The organism is Bradyrhizobium sp. SZCCHNR1002 (genome assembly GCF_032381435.1).
Lineage (GTDB): Bacteria > Pseudomonadota > Alphaproteobacteria > Rhizobiales > Xanthobacteraceae > Bradyrhizobium > Bradyrhizobium aeschynomenes.
Genome location: NZ_JAUHIS010000001.1, coordinates 1,145,874 through 1,161,526 on the forward strand (window position 1 = coordinate 1,145,874; position 15,653 = coordinate 1,161,526).

At 67.8% G+C, this 15,653-nt stretch carries 11 protein-coding genes; all 11 read right to left on the reverse strand.

Annotated features, from left to right (window positions below; all coding sequences use genetic code 11):
• Window positions 1-34 precede the first annotated feature (34 nt).
• On the reverse strand, window positions 35-1,258 hold the full coding sequence (gene dxr / locus QX108_RS05110; RefSeq protein ID WP_315720411.1) for a 1-deoxy-D-xylulose-5-phosphate reductoisomerase: 1,224 nt from the start codon (window positions 1,256-1,258) through the stop codon (window positions 35-37).
• Window positions 1,259-1,295: 37 nt separating this feature from the next.
• Entirely contained in the window at window positions 1,296-2,183 is an 888-nt protein-coding gene (locus tag QX108_RS05115) for a phosphatidate cytidylyltransferase (protein ID WP_315779355.1), read from the reverse strand.
• Window positions 2,180-2,938 carry an isoprenyl transferase gene (locus QX108_RS05120; RefSeq protein ID WP_172132644.1) on the reverse strand — a complete coding sequence of 253 codons (759 nt, stop codon included), beginning with the start codon at window positions 2,936-2,938 and terminating at the stop codon, window positions 2,180-2,182. The genes QX108_RS05115 and QX108_RS05120 overlap by 4 nt, the downstream gene beginning before the upstream one ends.
• Before the next feature lie 12 nt (window positions 2,939-2,950).
• Window positions 2,951-3,514 carry a ribosome recycling factor gene (gene frr / locus QX108_RS05125; RefSeq protein WP_172109562.1) on the reverse strand — a complete coding sequence of 188 codons (564 nt, stop codon included), beginning with the start codon at window positions 3,512-3,514 and terminating at the stop codon, window positions 2,951-2,953.
• 162 nt (window positions 3,515-3,676) lie between these two features.
• Complete coding sequence (gene pyrH / locus QX108_RS05130) at window positions 3,677-4,393, reverse strand: UMP kinase (protein ID WP_315779357.1); 717 nt, start codon at window positions 4,391-4,393, stop codon at window positions 3,677-3,679.
• Window positions 4,394-4,412: 19 nt separating this feature from the next.
• Window positions 4,413-5,366: a translation elongation factor Ts gene (gene tsf / locus QX108_RS05135; RefSeq protein WP_315779359.1), complete on the reverse strand. Its 954-nt coding sequence runs from the start codon at window positions 5,364-5,366 to the stop codon at window positions 4,413-4,415.
• A 132-nt stretch (window positions 5,367-5,498) separates the two neighbouring features.
• Window positions 5,499-6,488, reverse strand: coding sequence for a 30S ribosomal protein S2 (locus QX108_RS05140; RefSeq protein ID WP_172109565.1), 990 nt, complete (start codon window positions 6,486-6,488; stop codon window positions 5,499-5,501).
• Window positions 6,489-6,970: 482 nt separating this feature from the next.
• Entirely contained in the window at window positions 6,971-7,933 is a 963-nt protein-coding gene (locus tag QX108_RS05145; RefSeq protein ID WP_315779362.1) for an FHA domain-containing protein, read from the reverse strand.
• Window positions 7,930-9,276 (reverse strand): serine protease, encoded by a 1,347-nt coding sequence (locus tag QX108_RS05150; protein ID WP_315720416.1) that lies wholly within the window; start codon window positions 9,274-9,276, stop codon window positions 7,930-7,932. Before QX108_RS05150 ends, QX108_RS05145 begins: the two co-directional genes overlap by 4 nt.
• A gap of 126 nt (window positions 9,277-9,402) precedes the next feature.
• Entirely contained in the window at window positions 9,403-11,754 is a 2,352-nt protein-coding gene (locus QX108_RS05155) for a caspase domain-containing protein (protein WP_315779364.1), read from the reverse strand.
• 177 nt (window positions 11,755-11,931) lie between these two features.
• A complete protein-coding gene (dnaE, locus tag QX108_RS05160) occupies window positions 11,932-15,465 on the reverse strand; it encodes a DNA polymerase III subunit alpha (RefSeq protein WP_315779366.1) in 3,534 nt (1,177 codons plus the stop codon).
• Window positions 15,466-15,653 lie beyond the last annotated feature (188 nt).

A 15,653-nucleotide genomic window follows, 5' to 3' on the forward strand; every position in this document is an offset into this window, starting at 1 on the left:
CCCTTCCCGCAGGCCCGAAGGCCCATCCAACCCTTTAAGATGCTTTTGCGGCGATTTGAGGCAAGAGGCTCGCGGCCCTTTTTCGCGCATCATGGTCAATGGCGATGGCATCGTCCGCCGAACCAAGAGGTGCCTGATTACCTGACCGGGTCCAATCCTCGAGCGTCGCCTCCACCAGCCGGGCAATCGCACCGAATCGGATCTGCCCGGCGATGAAGGCCGCGACCGCGACCTCGTTCGCGGCATTGAACACCGTCGTGGCGCCGCGGCCGGTCCGCAGCGAATCGTAGGCCAGCCGCAGCCCCGGGAACCGGGCGAAGTCCGGCGCTTCGAACGTCAAGGTGCCGATCTTGGCGAGGTCGAGCCGGGCCGACGGCCCCTTGATGCGCTCCGGCCAGCCGAGGCAATGCGCGATCGGGATCCGCATGTCGGGCGCACCGAGCTGGGCCACGACCGAGCGGTCGGAAAATTCGACCATGCCGTGAACGATAGATTGCGGGTGCACCAGCACGTCGATCTCGTCCGGCGCCAGCGCGAACAGGTAGGACGCCTCGATCACCTCGAGGCCCTTGTTCATCATCGACGCCGAATCGATCGTGATTTTCTGGCCCATGCTCCAGTTCGGATGCTTGAGCGCCTGCGCCAAGGTCGCCTGCTCGATGTCAGTGGCCGCCCAGGTGCGGAACGGTCCGCCCGAGGCGGTGATGATGACCCGCACCAGCTCCTCGCGATTGCCCGAGGACAGCGCCTGGAACAGCGCATTGTGCTCCGAATCGGCCGGCAGGATGCAGGCATTCGCCTGCGCGGCGCGCTGCATGAAGAAATCGCCGGCGCAGACCAGGCATTCCTTGTTGGCGAGGGCGACCGTCGCGCCGCGGTCGACCGCGGCGAGCGCCGGCTTGAGGCCGGCGGCACCCGACACCGCGGCCATGACCCAGTCGGCGGGACGCGCGCCGGCCTCGATGATGGCGCTCTCACCTGCCCCGCATTCGATGCCGGTGCCGGCCAGCGCCTCGCGCAGCTCGCCGAGCCGGGCGGGATCGGCGACGGCCACGAAGCGCGGATTGAACTCGCGGGCGAGCTTGGCCAGACCCTCGACATTGCTGTTGCCGGTCAGCGCCTCGACCCGGTAGCGCTCCGGTGCGCCGCGCAGGAGATCCATGGTCGAATCGCCGATCGAGCCGGTAGCGCCGAGCACGGTGATGCTGCGCACCTCCGCCACACCGGCCTTGTTGTTCCGCAATGGCACTGCGCTCATGTTTCCACCAAAAATCTCGACCGGCGAGTCGCGCCGGTCACCAAACCAGAAGACCGCGGCCGACGCCGTCGAGGCCGCCGCGCAGCAAACCCACGAATGCCGCGAACACGATCGCGGCGACATAGCCGTCCAGGCGGTCCAGTAGGCCGCCATGGCCGGGAATGATGTGACTGGAGTCCTTGACGCCGAACCGGCGCTTCACGGCGGACTCGCCGAGATCGCCGAGCTGCGACACCACCGACAGCACCGCGGCCATCGCCAGCAACGCCACCAGTCCGCCGGCGCCGGCCAGCGACCAGCCGGCGGCCGCAGCAAGGCTGGCCGCGAAGCCGCCGATCGCGCCGGCCCAGGTCTTGTTCGGGCTCACGCGGGGCGCGAGCTTGGGGCCGCCGATGCTGCGTCCGGCGACATAGCCGCCGATGTCGCTCGCCCACACGACGAGAAACACCAACACCAGAGCACGCCAGCCTTCGGTGGTATCGAACCGCACGAGCACCGAAGCGAGCTCGGCAGCGCAGGCATAGACGAACCCGGCCGCGACCCAGGCGCGACGGCCCGCAGCCAGAACCGTGACGGCAACCAGCCCGAGCGCGAGCACGACCACGGCGACGTCGATCAGGCCGAACGCGCAGCAGATGCCGGCAGCCGCGATGGCGAGCGCGCCGGCCGTGCCGACGGAGACCGTGCGGACCTCGCCGATCACCATGAGCCATTCGAGATACAGGCCGACCGCGACGACCGTGACCAATGCGGTCCAGAACATGCCGCCGGCATAGGCCGCGCCGAGCGCCAGCGGCACCAGCACCAGCGCCGCCGCGACCCGCATCACGAGATTGCTGGGCGCAGACTTTTTCGGCTGCGCGGCCGCGTCGCGTTGCGCGGCGCTGGCGGCATCTCCCACGGCTGCGGTGTCCGGTTTGCTCACGAGGCGGTTTTCGCCACGAGGCCGCCGAAGCGGCGTTCACGCCGGCCGAACTCGGCGATCGCGCCCTCCAGCGCGGCCTTGTCGAAGTCGGGCCAATGGACGGCGACGAACACCAGCTCGCTATAGGCCGCCTGCCACATCAGGAAGTTCGACAGCCGCTGCTCGCCGCTGGTGCGGATGATGAGATCGGGATCGGGAATGTCGGGCGCATCGAGATGAGCGCCGATGGCGTCGGCATCGATCGAGGCCGGATCGCGCCGGCCCTCGGCGACCTCGCGCGCCAGACGCTGCGCCGCGCGCGCGATCTCCTGGCGCGAGCCGTAGTTGAAGGCCACCACCAGCGTCAGTTTGGTGTTGCCCCGGGTCAGCTCCTCGGCCTCGCTGAGGAGCGCGCAGATGTCGGGCTCGAGCCCGTCGCGCTCGCCGATCACCCTGACACGAACGCCGTCGCGATGCAGGGTGGCGAGATCGTTGCGGATGAAGCGGCGCAACAGGCCGAACAGGTCGCCGATCTCGCTGGCGGGCCGCGACCAGTTCTCCGACGAGAACGAGAAGATGGTGAGATAGCGGATGCCGAGCTCATGCGAGGCCCGCACCACGCGGCGCAGCGCCTCGACACCGCGGCGATGCCCTTCCGCGCGCGGCAGGCCGCGCGCCGCAGCCCAGCGGCCGTTGCCATCCATGATGATGGCAACATGGGCCGGTCCGTCGGACCGGTCCGGCGCCTCCGTCACCGGGGCCGCGGCTTTGGACATCAGGCGCATCCTTCAGACGGTGAGGATTTCCTTTTCCTTCGCCGCCAGCAGCTGATCGATCTCCGAGATCACGCTGTCGGTCGCCTTCTGCACGTCGCCGGCGAGCCGCTCCTGGTCGTCCTCGGACATTTCGTGATTCTTCTCGAGCTTCTTGAGGGTGTCGAGACCGTCGCGGCGGACGTGGCGGACGGCGACGCGGGCAGCTTCCGCATATTTGTGCGCGACCTTGACCAGCTCCTTGCGGCGTTCCTGGTTGAGCTCGGGAATGCGCAGCCGGATCACCTGGCCCTCGGTGGCCGGCGACAGGCCGAGATTGGAATCGACGATCGCCTTCTCGACCGCCTTGACCATGGAGCGGTCCCAGACCTGCACCGACAGCAGGCGCGGCTCGGGCACCGAGACGGTCGCGAGCTGATTGAGCGGCATGTGCGAGCCATAGGCCTCGACCTGGACCGGCTCGACCATCGAGGCCGAGGCACGGCCGGTGCGCAGGCCGCCGAGCTCGTGCTTCAGCGCCTGAGTTGCGCCCTGCATGCGGCGCTTCAGGTCGTTGAGATCGAAATTGCCCGTGGTCATCACGCTTTCCTTTCCTGCAACCCCGGGCCCTTCAGCCGGTTCGGCCGCGCCTTGAAAGGCCATCGGCTGGACTCGACTGCTCCCGGACGAATTCCTGTGTCGCTTACGCTTCTACCGCAGGCAGGGAGCCGGTCCAACACCGGCCGCCGACGGTGCAGCGGATCACCCCGCGACGATGGTGCCGCGCCCTTTGCCCTGCAGCATCGCGCCGATCGCGCCGGGTTCGGCAATGGAGAACACAATGATAGGCAGCGACGTTTCCCGGGCAAGCGCGAATGCCGTCGCATCCATGACCTTGTAGCCGCCTTCGATGGCCTGGGAATGGGTCAGCCGGTCGAAGCGCTTGGCGGTCGGATCCTTCTTCGGATCGGCACTGTAGACGCCGTCGACATTGGTGGCCTTCAGCACGGCCTGGGCGCCGATCTCGGCGGCCCGCAGCACGGCGGTGGTGTCGGTCGTGAAGTAGGGATTGCCGGTGCCGCCGCCCAGCACCAGGATGCGGCCCTCGGCCAGCGCATTGTGCGCTGCGGCGCGCGTGAACAGCTCGCAGACCTGAGGCATCACGAAGGCCGACAACGCCAGCGAAGGCGCGCCCTTGCGCTGCAAGGCCGCTTCCAGGGCCAGGCTGTTCATGACGGTCGCGAGCATGCCCATCGTGTCGCCGGTCGACCGCGACACGCCCTGCGCCGACACTTCGACACCGCGCACCATGTTGCCGCCGCCGACAACGACGGCGATCTCGACGCCGAGCTTTTGCGCTGCGATCAGGTCGTCCGCGATGCGGTCGACGGTCGGCTGGTCGATGCCGAAGGAATGGCTGCCGGCGAGATACTCGCCGGACAGCTTGACGACGACGCGACGATAGAGCGGCTCAGCCATGGACCCATCGCCCTTTCGTTCAGGCGACGGTCTCACCCGCAGCCGGAGGCTTGTTCTGACCGCTGGCGGCGGCGACTTCGGCGGCGAAGTCGGTCTCTTCCTTCTCGATGCCCTCACCGAGAGCATAGCGGACGAAACCGGCCACCTTGATCGGACCGCCGACCTTGCCTTCGGCCTCCTTCAGCGCCTGCGCGACCGACTTGCCGCTGTCATGGATGAAGGCCTGCTCGAGCAGGGTGACTTCCTTGTAGTAGGTCTTCAGACCGGACTCGACGATCTTCTCGATCACGTTTTCCGGCTTGCCCTGCTGACGATACTTGTCGGCGAGCACGTCCTTCTCGCGCTTGACGAGCTCAGGATCGAGACCGGCGGCATCGATCGCCTGCGGGTTGGCCGCGGCGACATGCATCGCGAGCTGACGGCCGAGCACGGCGAGCTCGTCGGCCTTGCCGGGCGATTCCAGCGCCACGATCACGCCGAGCTTGCCGGCGCCCTCGATGACGGCGCCATGCACGTAGCTCGACACGACGCCTTGGCTCACTTCGAGCGAAGCCGCACGACGCAGCGTCTGGTTCTCACCGATGGTCGCGATCGAATCGGCAATCGCGGCCTCGACCGTGATGCTGCCGACCTTGGCGGCCTTGATCTTCTCGACGTCGGCGCCGACGTCGAGCGCGACCTGGGCGATCATCTTGACCAGGCCCTGGAAGTGCTCGTTGCGCGCGACGAAGTCGGTCTCCGAGTTGACCTCGACGACCACGCCCTTCTTGCCCGAGGTCAGCGCGCCGATCAGACCCTCGGCCGCGACGCGGCCGGCCTTCTTGGCGGCCTTCGACAGACCCTTCTTGCGCAGCCAGTCCTGCGCGGCCTGCATGTCGCCGCCGTTCTCGGTGAGCGCGGCCTTGCAATCCATCATGCCCGCGCCGGTCGACTCGCGCAGGTCCTTCACCATCGCTGCGGTGATATTAGCCATCGTTGAACGTCCTTTTGCCTGTCCAAAGCGCGACGCAGCGGATGGCTCATCGCCGTCCGCTGCCAGGAAATATACCTATCTCAGTCGCGATGGCCGGCGTGCGACGCCGGCCAGATTCTTGATCGTGTCGTCTTAGGCGTCGGCGAGCGACTTGGCCTGGGCGACCCAGGCGTCGGCCCGGCTCGGCAGACCGACTTCTTCACCGATCTGGTGCGCCGTGTCGTGGTTGAGCTCGGCGAGCTGCCAGTAGTGGAAGATGCCGAGGTCGTTCAGCTTCTTCTCGATGGCACCCGACACGCCGGTGAGCTTCTTGAGATCGTCGGCGGTGCCACGCGGACCTGGCAGACCCTGGAACGTCGAGGTGGACGCCGCCGGAAGGTCTTCCTCCAGCGGAGCCGCGGATGCGCCGACGTCGATGCCGAGCTCGCCCTGGGCGCGCGAGATGCCGTCGATGGCGGCGCGGGCGATCAGGTCGCAATACAGCGAGATGGCGCGGCCGGCGTCGTCATTGCCCGGGACCACATAGGTGATGCCCTTCGGATCGCAATTGGTGTCGACGATCGCGGCGACCGGGATGTTGAGGCGCTGGGCCTCCTGGATCGCGATGTCTTCCTTGTTGGTGTCGATCACGAAGATCATGTCGGGCAGGCCGCCCATGTCCTTGATGCCGCCGAGCGAGCGGTCGAGCTTGTCGCGCTCGCGCTGCAGGGTCAGGCGCTCCTTCTTGGTGTAGGAGTTCGCCTCGCCCGAGGACAGCACCTCATCGAGGTGACGCAGGCGCTTGATCGAGGCCGAGATCGTCTTCCAGTTGGTCAGCGTGCCGCCGAGCCAGCGCGAATTGACGAAGTACTGCGCGCAGCGCTTGGCCGCATCGGCGACGTTATCCTGCGCCTGGCGCTTGGTGCCGACGAACAGGATGCGGCCGCCCTTGGCAACCGTGTCGCTCACCGCCTGCAGCGCCGTGTGCAGCAGCGGCACGGTCTGGGCGAGGTCGATGATGTGGATGTTGTTGCGGGCTCCGAAAATGAAATCGGCCATTTTCGGATTCCAGCGGTGAGACTGGTGACCAAAGTGAACGCCAGCTTCGAGCAGCTGGCGCATCGTGAATTCAGGCAACGCCATTGGATATTCTCCGGTTGATTCCTCCGGAAACGCGTGAGCAAAAACGGGCCGTCATGGCCCGGCTTGCCACCGGACGCCCTCTAGGAGAGCCAAGTTTCCGTGTGAGATGGCGCGCTATATAGCCGGATTCTGGCGCAACGCAAGGAAAATGGGCCCCTATTCCGTCTGGAGCAGCTCCGCGACCGCAATCCCGGGCGCAGGACTCGTCCAGCGGATAGATGCCGACCGGCCCCGTCTATGGCCAGCTCGCAGGCCCCTGATCCGGTCAGAGCCTTTCTCGCTAGGAAAGGCCACGCGCGCGCGTCCCCGCCGCGGGCGGCCCGATCTTGCGCGAGACCACCGCGCATTCCGGTGCCTTCCCTGCTCATGACACACCCTGATACCAGTTACGCCAGAGCCAATCCCCGTAAATATCGGAGACGAGGCGATGACGGGAGCTGGGGAACTGCCAGTCTCCGGCAGCGAAGACGGTGGAACTGTTCTCAGCGCTCCGCGCTGGTCGGTTTCAGCTCGGCGCGGTCGGCATCGAGCCTGGACTTCAGCCCGGCGACGTCATCCATGAACGTCTGCTCGGTTCGGAGCGGGACCAGGCGCAGCGACGGCGGCATCAGCACGTGGCTGATATTGGGCCTGCCCGAGTTCGTGAACGCCTCCGATCGCTGCAGGCTCTGCACCGCGATTGCGACCACGAGCAGCACGCCCACGACGATGCCCTTGGCGATCATGTGGGTGCGCCCGACCTCACGCAGATGAAGGAAGCAGATGGCCGCGAAGACGACCCAGGACACGACGTAGCCGTAGGTAAAGACGGTCGTCCAGGTCAGCGCGAACGAGGCGATCTGCGCGAGCTCGCTGTAGAGGAAGAACGCTGCCAGGCCGGCCTGTGCGATCAGCAGATGCCGGAGGAAATGCGAGCGCCCGGAAAACAGCCGCGCCAGCAGCGCCCAGACGCCGACCCACGCCACGACGACGCCGATCAAGGTCAGGGTCGGCACGAGATAGTCGGACAGATGCGGCTCCGAGGTTTGCGCAAACCAGACCAGGATCGCATTGAGGGCAACCAGAGCGGCACCGAGCACGATCGCGGCGACGATCGGGAGCGCGCCACGCTCGGATCCCGCAAGGCGCTCCGGCTCCACGGCATGACCGGCGTCGCGCACCCGCAACAGGGTCTGGCCGATCCGGATCGGCTCGCTGCCGTCGAGCACCAGCTGCGGCTTGCGGCTCTTGCTGCGGCCGAGATAGAGGCCGTTGGCGCTGCCGAGATCTTCGGCGACGAGGCGCCCCTCCTCGTCACGGAAGATGCGGACGTGGCGCGCGGCGACATAGGGATCGTCGAGAATGACGTGATTGTCGTAGCCGCGGCCGATGCTGATCTCGGCCGCGTCGACGCGGAAGCGGCCGGCGACGTCGCGATGCTTGGACAGGATCTCGATCCAGATCATCGGGCGACCTGCAGCCGTTCGAGGAAGCTCTTGCCGAGCCGCAACGCGTCGTCATAGGCGACCGCCTGCAGATTGAGCCGCGAGACGAGCGCCTCGTCGGCGCGGTCCTGCGTCACCGCGACCAGCACGACGTCATAGAGGTCGTCGAACTCGCGATAGCCTTGCGCGCACCACATCACGCGCAGGGGCGGATGCTCGGCCGCCGGTGCGAGGCCGACGAAATCCTCATGGCAACGCTGCGGCGTATACCACTTGCGGAACGAGCCGCCCATCGTCAGCCGCGGCTGCGCCAGCTGCGTCAGCACGGTGGCGAACTGGAATTGATTGAGGTCGATCGACTTCGCGTAGGAATGACTGACTTCGACCACGCCGGTGTTGAGATCGGAGGCGACATAAACGCTCGCCTCCGCCTTGCAGCTGGTCGCATTGATGCTGGCGCGCGGCTTCGGCGATGCGCTGGCGTTGGTGCTGGCCCAGCATTCGAACCACACAGCCCGCGTTTCCGGCGCCTGGTAGGAGCCGAACACGCGATCGCGAAAGCCTTCGTCGCCGAGCGATTTGTAGAGCGCGCCGCGCCAGTTCGCGAGCTGCGCGCTCACGTCCTTGCGCAGATCGCCCGCTGCGGGCTTGGCATCCCGGCCGCGTGCGAGCAGCGCGGCGGCGAACCGGGCCGGCACCAGAAAGCTGATCAGCTGGCCGCCGCGGCGGGTCGCGACATTGACGCCAACCACCTGCCCCTGCGCATTGACCGCCGGGCCACCGCTCATGCCCGGATTGAGCGCGCCGGTGAAGTGGATGTGGTCGTTGTAGCTGTGCTCGACCAGGCCGTTATAAGTGCCTTCGATGATGGTGAAGCCGAGGTCGAGCGGATTGCCGAGCGAGTACAGCCGTTCGCCCTTGGGCACGCTGCCGTCGAGCGCGGCCTTGTCAAACGCAAAGAACGGCGCGTCCCGCTTGTCGACGCGAACCAGCGCGAGATCATTGGGAAGATCGACGGCGAGCAGCGTCACCGCGCCTTGCGTGCCGTCGGCGCCCGTATATTCCAGCCGATAGGTCTTCGGCTCGAGCGCCGCGTCGGAGACGACGTGATAGTTCGTGATCGCCAGTCCGTCGGCCGACACCAGGAAGCCCGAGCCGGTCGACGTCTGCCGCCCCGCATCCGCCACGAGGGTCCGGATCTGCAGGAGGCGCGGCGGCGCTGACGCGTAGACGGTGTCGGCGCCGGGCAGCCCCTGGGCCACGACCGGTGACGAGATGCTCGACATGCCGAGACTGCAAAGCACGGCCACGAACGCGCTTCGCCACAGCAACGCCCGCAAGGTCCGAACAAACGCTGTGATCACTGTGGCCCCCGCAACACGTCGTCGGCCGCCGACGTCCTGCGCCCACGATCGATCAGTCCGGCGGTTCGGCCAATATCGAAAACACGATCGCGTTGCAACCGCCGCGCCGCCGCGGCGGCGCGGGGCTCAGCATTGCGGAACGTTCGGCGGACACCTCTTGCCGGCCGCCTGCGGCGGCGGCGCCGGGCGCGGCGGCGGAGGCGCGGGGCGGGCCATCTGCGGCGGAGGCGGAGGCGCCGGCCGAGCCACCGCGGCCATCGGCGGCGGGCTCGGACGAGCCATCTGTGGTGGAGGCGCAGGACGCGCCATCTGCGGCGGGGGTGCGGAACGCACCATCGGCGGTGGGGGTGCTGGGCGTGCCATCTGCGGCGGAGCGGCCGGGCGCATGACTTGCGGCGGCGGCGCCGGCCGGGGCGGTGCCGCCCGGACCATCGGCGCAACCGGCGGTCGTGGCGGCGCCGGCGGCGGGCCCAACCGTGCGGTTGCCGGTGGGGGTACGGGGCGCTGGATCGGCGGCGCCGCCTGCTGGATGCGCGGGCTCACCTCGGGCACGCGGCCGCGGGGAGAAACTGATGGGATGGCTGGGCGGACCGGCGTCGCGGACGGCCCCGCCGGCGGCGGCGCGACGGCCCCGGCGGGCGCGCGGTTCGCGCGAAGATCCGGCCGTACCGACGGCGGCTGGCCCGGACCAGGGGACGCCGGTGCCTGCACATGCGGATTCGGAGCCTGAACCGAGGGAGGAACCGGCGGACCGCCACGTCCCGGGACTGGCAGCGCATTCACGGGGGATGGCCCCTGCCCCGGTCCCCCCGGAGCGGGCGAAGCTCCGCCTGAAGGCGCGTTGGCCTGAACCGCCGGGGGCGCGCCAGGCCTGCCGGCGGGATTGGCAAGCGGTCCGGGCGGCGGGACCTTGCCCTGCTGAATCAACGTCGCGCGCTGCACCACCGCCGGCGGCAGGGCCGGAGCCACCGCCATGGCGGGCGATGTCGCCGCCGCGGGACCTGCGGTCATCGGCGCGGCTGGCGGTGCCGGACGGTTGATCACGGTGTTGATGACGGTCGTGTTGTGGATGTTCTGGTAGATGATGTTGCTCGGCGGTGGCGCGACGAAGGCCGGCGGCCGGACATAGACCGGAATCGGCACGAACACCGGCCGCGGCAGGATGAACAGGCCGACCGGCGCGTAAGGCGGCGGCAGATCGACGAACTCGGGCGGTGGCGGCGGCAGCACGTAGACCGGCGGCGGAGGCGGCGGCACGAAGCCGAACTCTGGATCCGAGAACAGCAGCACCGGCCTTTCGATATAGACGACCTCGTCGAGCGGCGGCGGCGGCACGTCGTATTCGATCATCGCGAAGCTCGGCGGCGGCTCGGCTTGCGCCGACAACATCGCCAGGCGCCGTCGGGCATCCGCAGCATGCGCGCCATAGGGATAACGTTTCAGATACGACCAATAGGCTTCAGGACTGTCGGTGCGATAGGTCCGCCGCCAGGTCAGCGCCTCGCGGCGGGCGGCGACGATGGCGCGCACCCGCCGGGCGAGCGGGTCGCTCGGATAGGCGGCGATGAAATCCTCATAGCCCTGCAAGCTGTCACGCTCCAGCGCCGCGGCGTAGGCCTCCTGCACCGGCAACTCGCGGATCGGCCGGGCGCGCAGCGCCGCCGTCTGCTCGGGGCTTGCCTGCGTGGCCGGCGCATCCGGCGCGCGCTCGAAGAAGGTGAAGGCGGCCTGGACCTTCTGTGCATCCCACGGCACCTGGGCGCCCTTGGTCTCCTCGTTGACGCGCAGCCGCAACCGGTCGAACACCTCCGGCAACGACAGTCCGCCGGCGCGGATCATCTCCGCCAGCGATCGCGCATAGACGCCGTAGGAGCCGGTCTCGTTCGGAGCGATCGTGCCCGGAGCTGCGTTGAAGGCGATCAGCATGTTGTTGTCGGGCTCGACCAGCGCCAGACCGCCTGCAATGGTCGAACCGCCCGTGATGAACGGCTGCTGGCGCGCGGCGTCGAGCACGACCACGCCGGCCTTCAAGGGAACCGCCGCGAGCTGACGCACATAGTCGCTCAGGCGCAGACCTTCGGTCGGGATGTCGACATCGCTGGCGACGTTGGCATCGACGGGAAGGAAATAGTTCTCGCCGGCGAGCTGCATGCCGTAACCCGCGAGATAGACCATCGCCACGGTGTTGCCGTCTGACGACTGCGCCTTGTGAATGAAATCGCGAAAGCTCTTGCGCAGGGTGTCGGCATCGAGATCCCGGGCGCCGACCACGTCGAAGCCCGCGGCCTGCAAGGTCTGCGCGATCAGGCCGGCATCGTTGGCCGCGGTGGCCAGCGCGCCCTTGGCATAGGCGCCGTTGCCGACGACCAGGGCGATGCGCTTCTCCGGCGCGGGCTGCTGCGCCTCCGCCGGGCGATGCAAGGCAGCAGTCACCAGCAGGCAGAACGTGACACTGAAAACGATGTTGGCCAAGCGCATGACGGTTCGAGCCCCTTCGAGGCACCAGCTTTGGATTCAGCGCGAGGATGGCTGAACCGCGGTTGAACGGAGGCGAGTCCGTACAGTCCGACGCGCAGCTTTTTGTTCCCCCCGCCGTCGCTCCGGCCCGATCAGCAGCCGAGCCAGGGCCGCATCATCGGAAACATCCGCTGACGATCACAGCTGCTGCACGTCCACCACGCCGGTCACCGCCTTGATGGCGCCAGCAATTTGTGGCGAAACCTTGAAGCGGCCGGGCAGCTTCATCTCCACCTCGGTCTCCAGGTCGAGCATCATCACCAGCGAGACCTCGCCCTCGCCCGCGGCTGCCCGAGGCGCCAACGGCGGCGCAGCAGCGCCCTTGGCAAGCCCTCCATTGCCATTCGCCGCGGCACCTTCCGGCCCCTGCAGACGCTTGACGATGGAATCGAGCGGCTTGGTGTCGCGCAGGAAGATGCGCAGGCCGCGCTGCGTCTTGGCGGCGGCATCGTCGAGCGGCTCGGCATGCAGCACGCGCGCGCGGACATCCTCGCCCTGCAGCTCGGCGCCGAGCTGCAGCAGCACCGCCGCGCCGGGCTCGAGCACGTCGCGATATTGTGCAAGGCCTTCCGAGAACAGCACCGCCTCGAAATGACCGGTTGGGTCCGACAGGCCCATGATGCCCATCTTGTTGCCGGTCTTGGTGCGCCGCTCCATGCGCGACACCACGGTGGCGGCGACCTTGCCGGCGGTCGCGCCGGTCTTCACCGCGCGGGAGAACTCGGCCCAGCTCTGCACCCGCAACCGCTTCAATGCTGCCGCGTAGTCGTCGAGCGGATGGCCCGACAGGAAGAAACCAATCGCGTCGTACTCGCGCCGCAGGCGCTCGGCGGGCAGCCAGTTCTCGATGTTCGGCAGGATGATCGCGGGCGCATCGGCCGCATTGCCGAACATGTCGTTCTGGCCCGATGTCGCGGCCTCGTTGGCACGCTGACAGGCGGCGACGATCGCATCGGCGCCGGCGAACACGCGCGCGCGGTTCTTGTCGAGCCCGTCGAACGCACCTGCGGCGGCCAGCGTCTCGATGATGCGCTTGTTGATCGCGCGCGGACTGACGCGGCTTGCGAAGTCCGCGAGCGACGTGAACGGGCCGCTCTTGTTGCGGGCTTCGACGATCATCTCGATCGCCTGCGGGCCGACGCCCTTCAAGGCGGCGAGCGCGTAGAAGATGGTGTTGCCGCTGACCTCGAAGGTGGGACCCGAGCGGTTGATCGACGGCGGCTCGACCTTGATCCCCAGGCGCTGCGCCTCGGCGCGGAATTCCGACAGCTTGTCGGTGTTGTTCAGATCGAGCGTCATCGACGCCGCGATGAACTCCACCGGATAATGCGCCTTCATGTAGGCGGTGTGGTAGGACACCAGCGCGTAGGCGGCGGCATGCGACTTGTTGAAGCCGTAGTCGGCGAACTTGGCGAGCAGGTCGAAGATGGTGTCGGCCTGGTCCTTCGGCACGCCGTTCTTGACGGCGCCCTCGACGAAGCGGACGCGCTGCTTGTCCATCTCGGCGCGGATCTTCTTGCCCATGGCGCGGCGCAGCAGGTCGGCTTCGCCGAGCGAATAGCCGGACATCTGCTGCGCGACCTGCATCACCTGCTCCTGGTAGATGATGACGCCGAAGGTCTCCTTCAGGATCGGCTCCAGGATCGGGTGCAGATATTCCGGCTCCTCCTCGCCGTGCTTGCGGGCGCAATAGGTCGGGATGTTGGCCATCGGACCGGGGCGATACAGCGCCACCAGCGCGATGATGTCCTCGAACCGGTCGGGGCGCATGTCGATCAGCGCCCGTCGCATGCCCTGGCTTTCAACCTGGAACACGCCGACCACATCGCCGCGCGCCAGCATCTGGTAGCTCGGCGCGTCGTCGATCGGCAGGGTTGCGAGATCGACATGAATGTCGCGCTGCTTCAACAGCTTCACCGCGACGTCGAGCACCGTCAGCGTCTTCAGGCCGAGGAAGTCGAACTTCACGAGACCGGCCGGCTCGACCCATTTCATGTTGAACTGGGTGACCGGCATGTCCGATTTCGGATCGCGATACATCGGCACCAGCTCGCTGAGCGGCCGGTCGCCGATGACGATGCCCGCCGCGTGGGTCGAGGCGTGACGCGTCAAACCTTCGAGGCGCATCGCGATGTCGAAGGCGCGCGCCACGACGGGATCCTCGTCGCGGAACGCCTGCAGCTTCGGCTCGCCCTCGATGGCGGCGGCGAGCGTGACCGGCGCGGCCGGGTTCTGCGGCACCAGCTTGGTCAGCTTGTCGACCTGGCCATAGGGCATCTGCAGCACGCGGCCGACGTCGCGCAGCACGCCGCGCGCCTGCAACGTACCGAAGGTGATGATCTGCGCCACCTGGTCGCGGCCGTAGCGCTGCTGGACGTAGGAGATCACCTCGCCGCGGCGGTCCTGGCAGAAGTCGATGTCGAAGTCCGGCATCGACACGCGCTCGGGATTGAGGAAGCGCTCGAACAGCAGCGCGAAGCGCATCGGATCGAGGTCGGTGATGGTCAGCACCCAGGCGACCAGCGAGCCGGCGCCGGAGCCGCGGCCCGGGCCGACGGGGATGCCGTGCGCCTTGGCCCATTTGATGAAGTCCGACACGATCAGGAAGTAGCCCGCGTACTTCATGCGCATGATGACGTCGAGCTCGAAGGCGAGCCGCTTCTGATAGTCCTCCTCGGTCATGCCCGGCGCCATGCCGTGCACCTTGAGACGCCGCTCCAGGCCCTCCTCCGCCTGCCGCTTCAGCTCGGCGGCCTCGGCGCTGGCCGCGTCCACGGCATCGGCGCCCGAGCCGGCGCCGACGGTGAAAAACGGCAGGATCGGCTTGCGCGTGCGCGGCCGGTACGAGCAGCGCTCGGCGATCTCCACCGTCGAGGCGAGCGCCTCGGGAATGTCGGCGAACAGCACCGCCATCTCGGCGCGGGTCTTGAATCGGTGGTCGGGCGTCAGCTGCACGCGCTCGGTGTCGGCGATGAGATGGCCGCCGGCGATGCACAGCAGCGCGTCGTGCGCCTCGTAGTCGTCGGCGGTCGCGAAATACGGCTCGTTGGTCGCAACCAGCGGCAGCCCTTTTTCATAGGCGATGTCGATCAGCCCGCCCTCGACGCGGCGCTCGCGCTCGACACCGTGGCGCTGCAGCTCGATGTAGAGACGGTCGCCGAACATGGTCGCCAGGCGCTCGCAGCGCTGCGCCGCCAGCGCGGCCATGTCGTGCTGGATCGCGAGCGAGATCGGTCCATCGGGACCACCCGTCAGCGCGATCACCCCATCGACGCCTTCGGTCAGCCAGTCGAACTTGATGTGCGGCGCCTGATGCGTCGGCGTCTCCAGGAAGGCGCGCGAGTTCAGCCGCATCAGATGGCGATAGCCCTCCTCCTTCGCGGCCAGCAGGACGATCCGCGCGGGCTGTGCGACCGCAGCCGCATTGCGCGCATTCGGGTCCATGTCGCCGAAGTCGATCGCGAGCTCGCAGCCGACGATCGGCTGGATGCCATAGCCCGCCATCTTGTCGGAGAATTCGAGGCCACCGAACATGTTGTCAGTGTCGGTCAGCGCCAGCGCGGGCTGGCGGTCGGCCTTGGCGAGCTCGCCGAGCTTGGCGATCTTGATCGAGCCCTTCAGCAGCGAATAGGCGGAATGGACGTGAAGATGGACGAATCCGGCGCTGGACATGCTCGCCTTGCAACTTCCTAGGGGCTTCCGAAAGCAGAGTCACCGGCCAGCAGAGAGACACGACTATCGCCATCGCCCGAGAGCCCGACCGACTCGCCCGCTCATGATATCGGATCAGCCGCCGCGGAGTCCGGCCACCTGGACCGCTGTCCGGCTTTTCCCCAGTCGCGCCCGCAAAAAATCAAAGC

Excerpts from the sequence above, each read along its gene's own strand:
- QX108_RS05145 (WP_315779362.1), bottom strand. The coding sequence starts at position 7,933 with ATGATCTGGATCGAGATCCTGTCCAAGCATCGCGACGTCGCCGGCCGC.
- dnaE (WP_315779366.1), bottom strand. The coding sequence starts at position 15,465 with ATGTCCAGCGCCGGATTCGTCCATCTTCACGTCCATTCCGCCTATTCG.
- frr (WP_172109562.1), bottom strand. The coding sequence starts at position 3,514 with ATGACCACGGGCAATTTCGATCTCAACGACCTGAAGCGCCGCATGCAG.
- QX108_RS05120 (WP_172132644.1), bottom strand. The coding sequence starts at position 2,938 with ATGTCCAAAGCCGCGGCCCCGGTGACGGAGGCGCCGGACCGGTCCGAC.
- QX108_RS05140 (WP_172109565.1), bottom strand. The coding sequence starts at position 6,488 with ATGGCGTTGCCTGAATTCACGATGCGCCAGCTGCTCGAAGCTGGCGTT.
- QX108_RS05155 (WP_315779364.1), bottom strand. The coding sequence starts at position 11,754 with ATGCGCTTGGCCAACATCGTTTTCAGTGTCACGTTCTGCCTGCTGGTG.
- pyrH (WP_315779357.1), bottom strand. The coding sequence starts at position 4,393 with ATGGCTGAGCCGCTCTATCGTCGCGTCGTCGTCAAGCTGTCCGGCGAG.
- dxr (WP_315720411.1), bottom strand. The coding sequence starts at position 1,258 with ATGAGCGCAGTGCCATTGCGGAACAACAAGGCCGGTGTGGCGGAGGTG.
- tsf (WP_315779359.1), bottom strand. The coding sequence starts at position 5,366 with ATGGCTAATATCACCGCAGCGATGGTGAAGGACCTGCGCGAGTCGACC.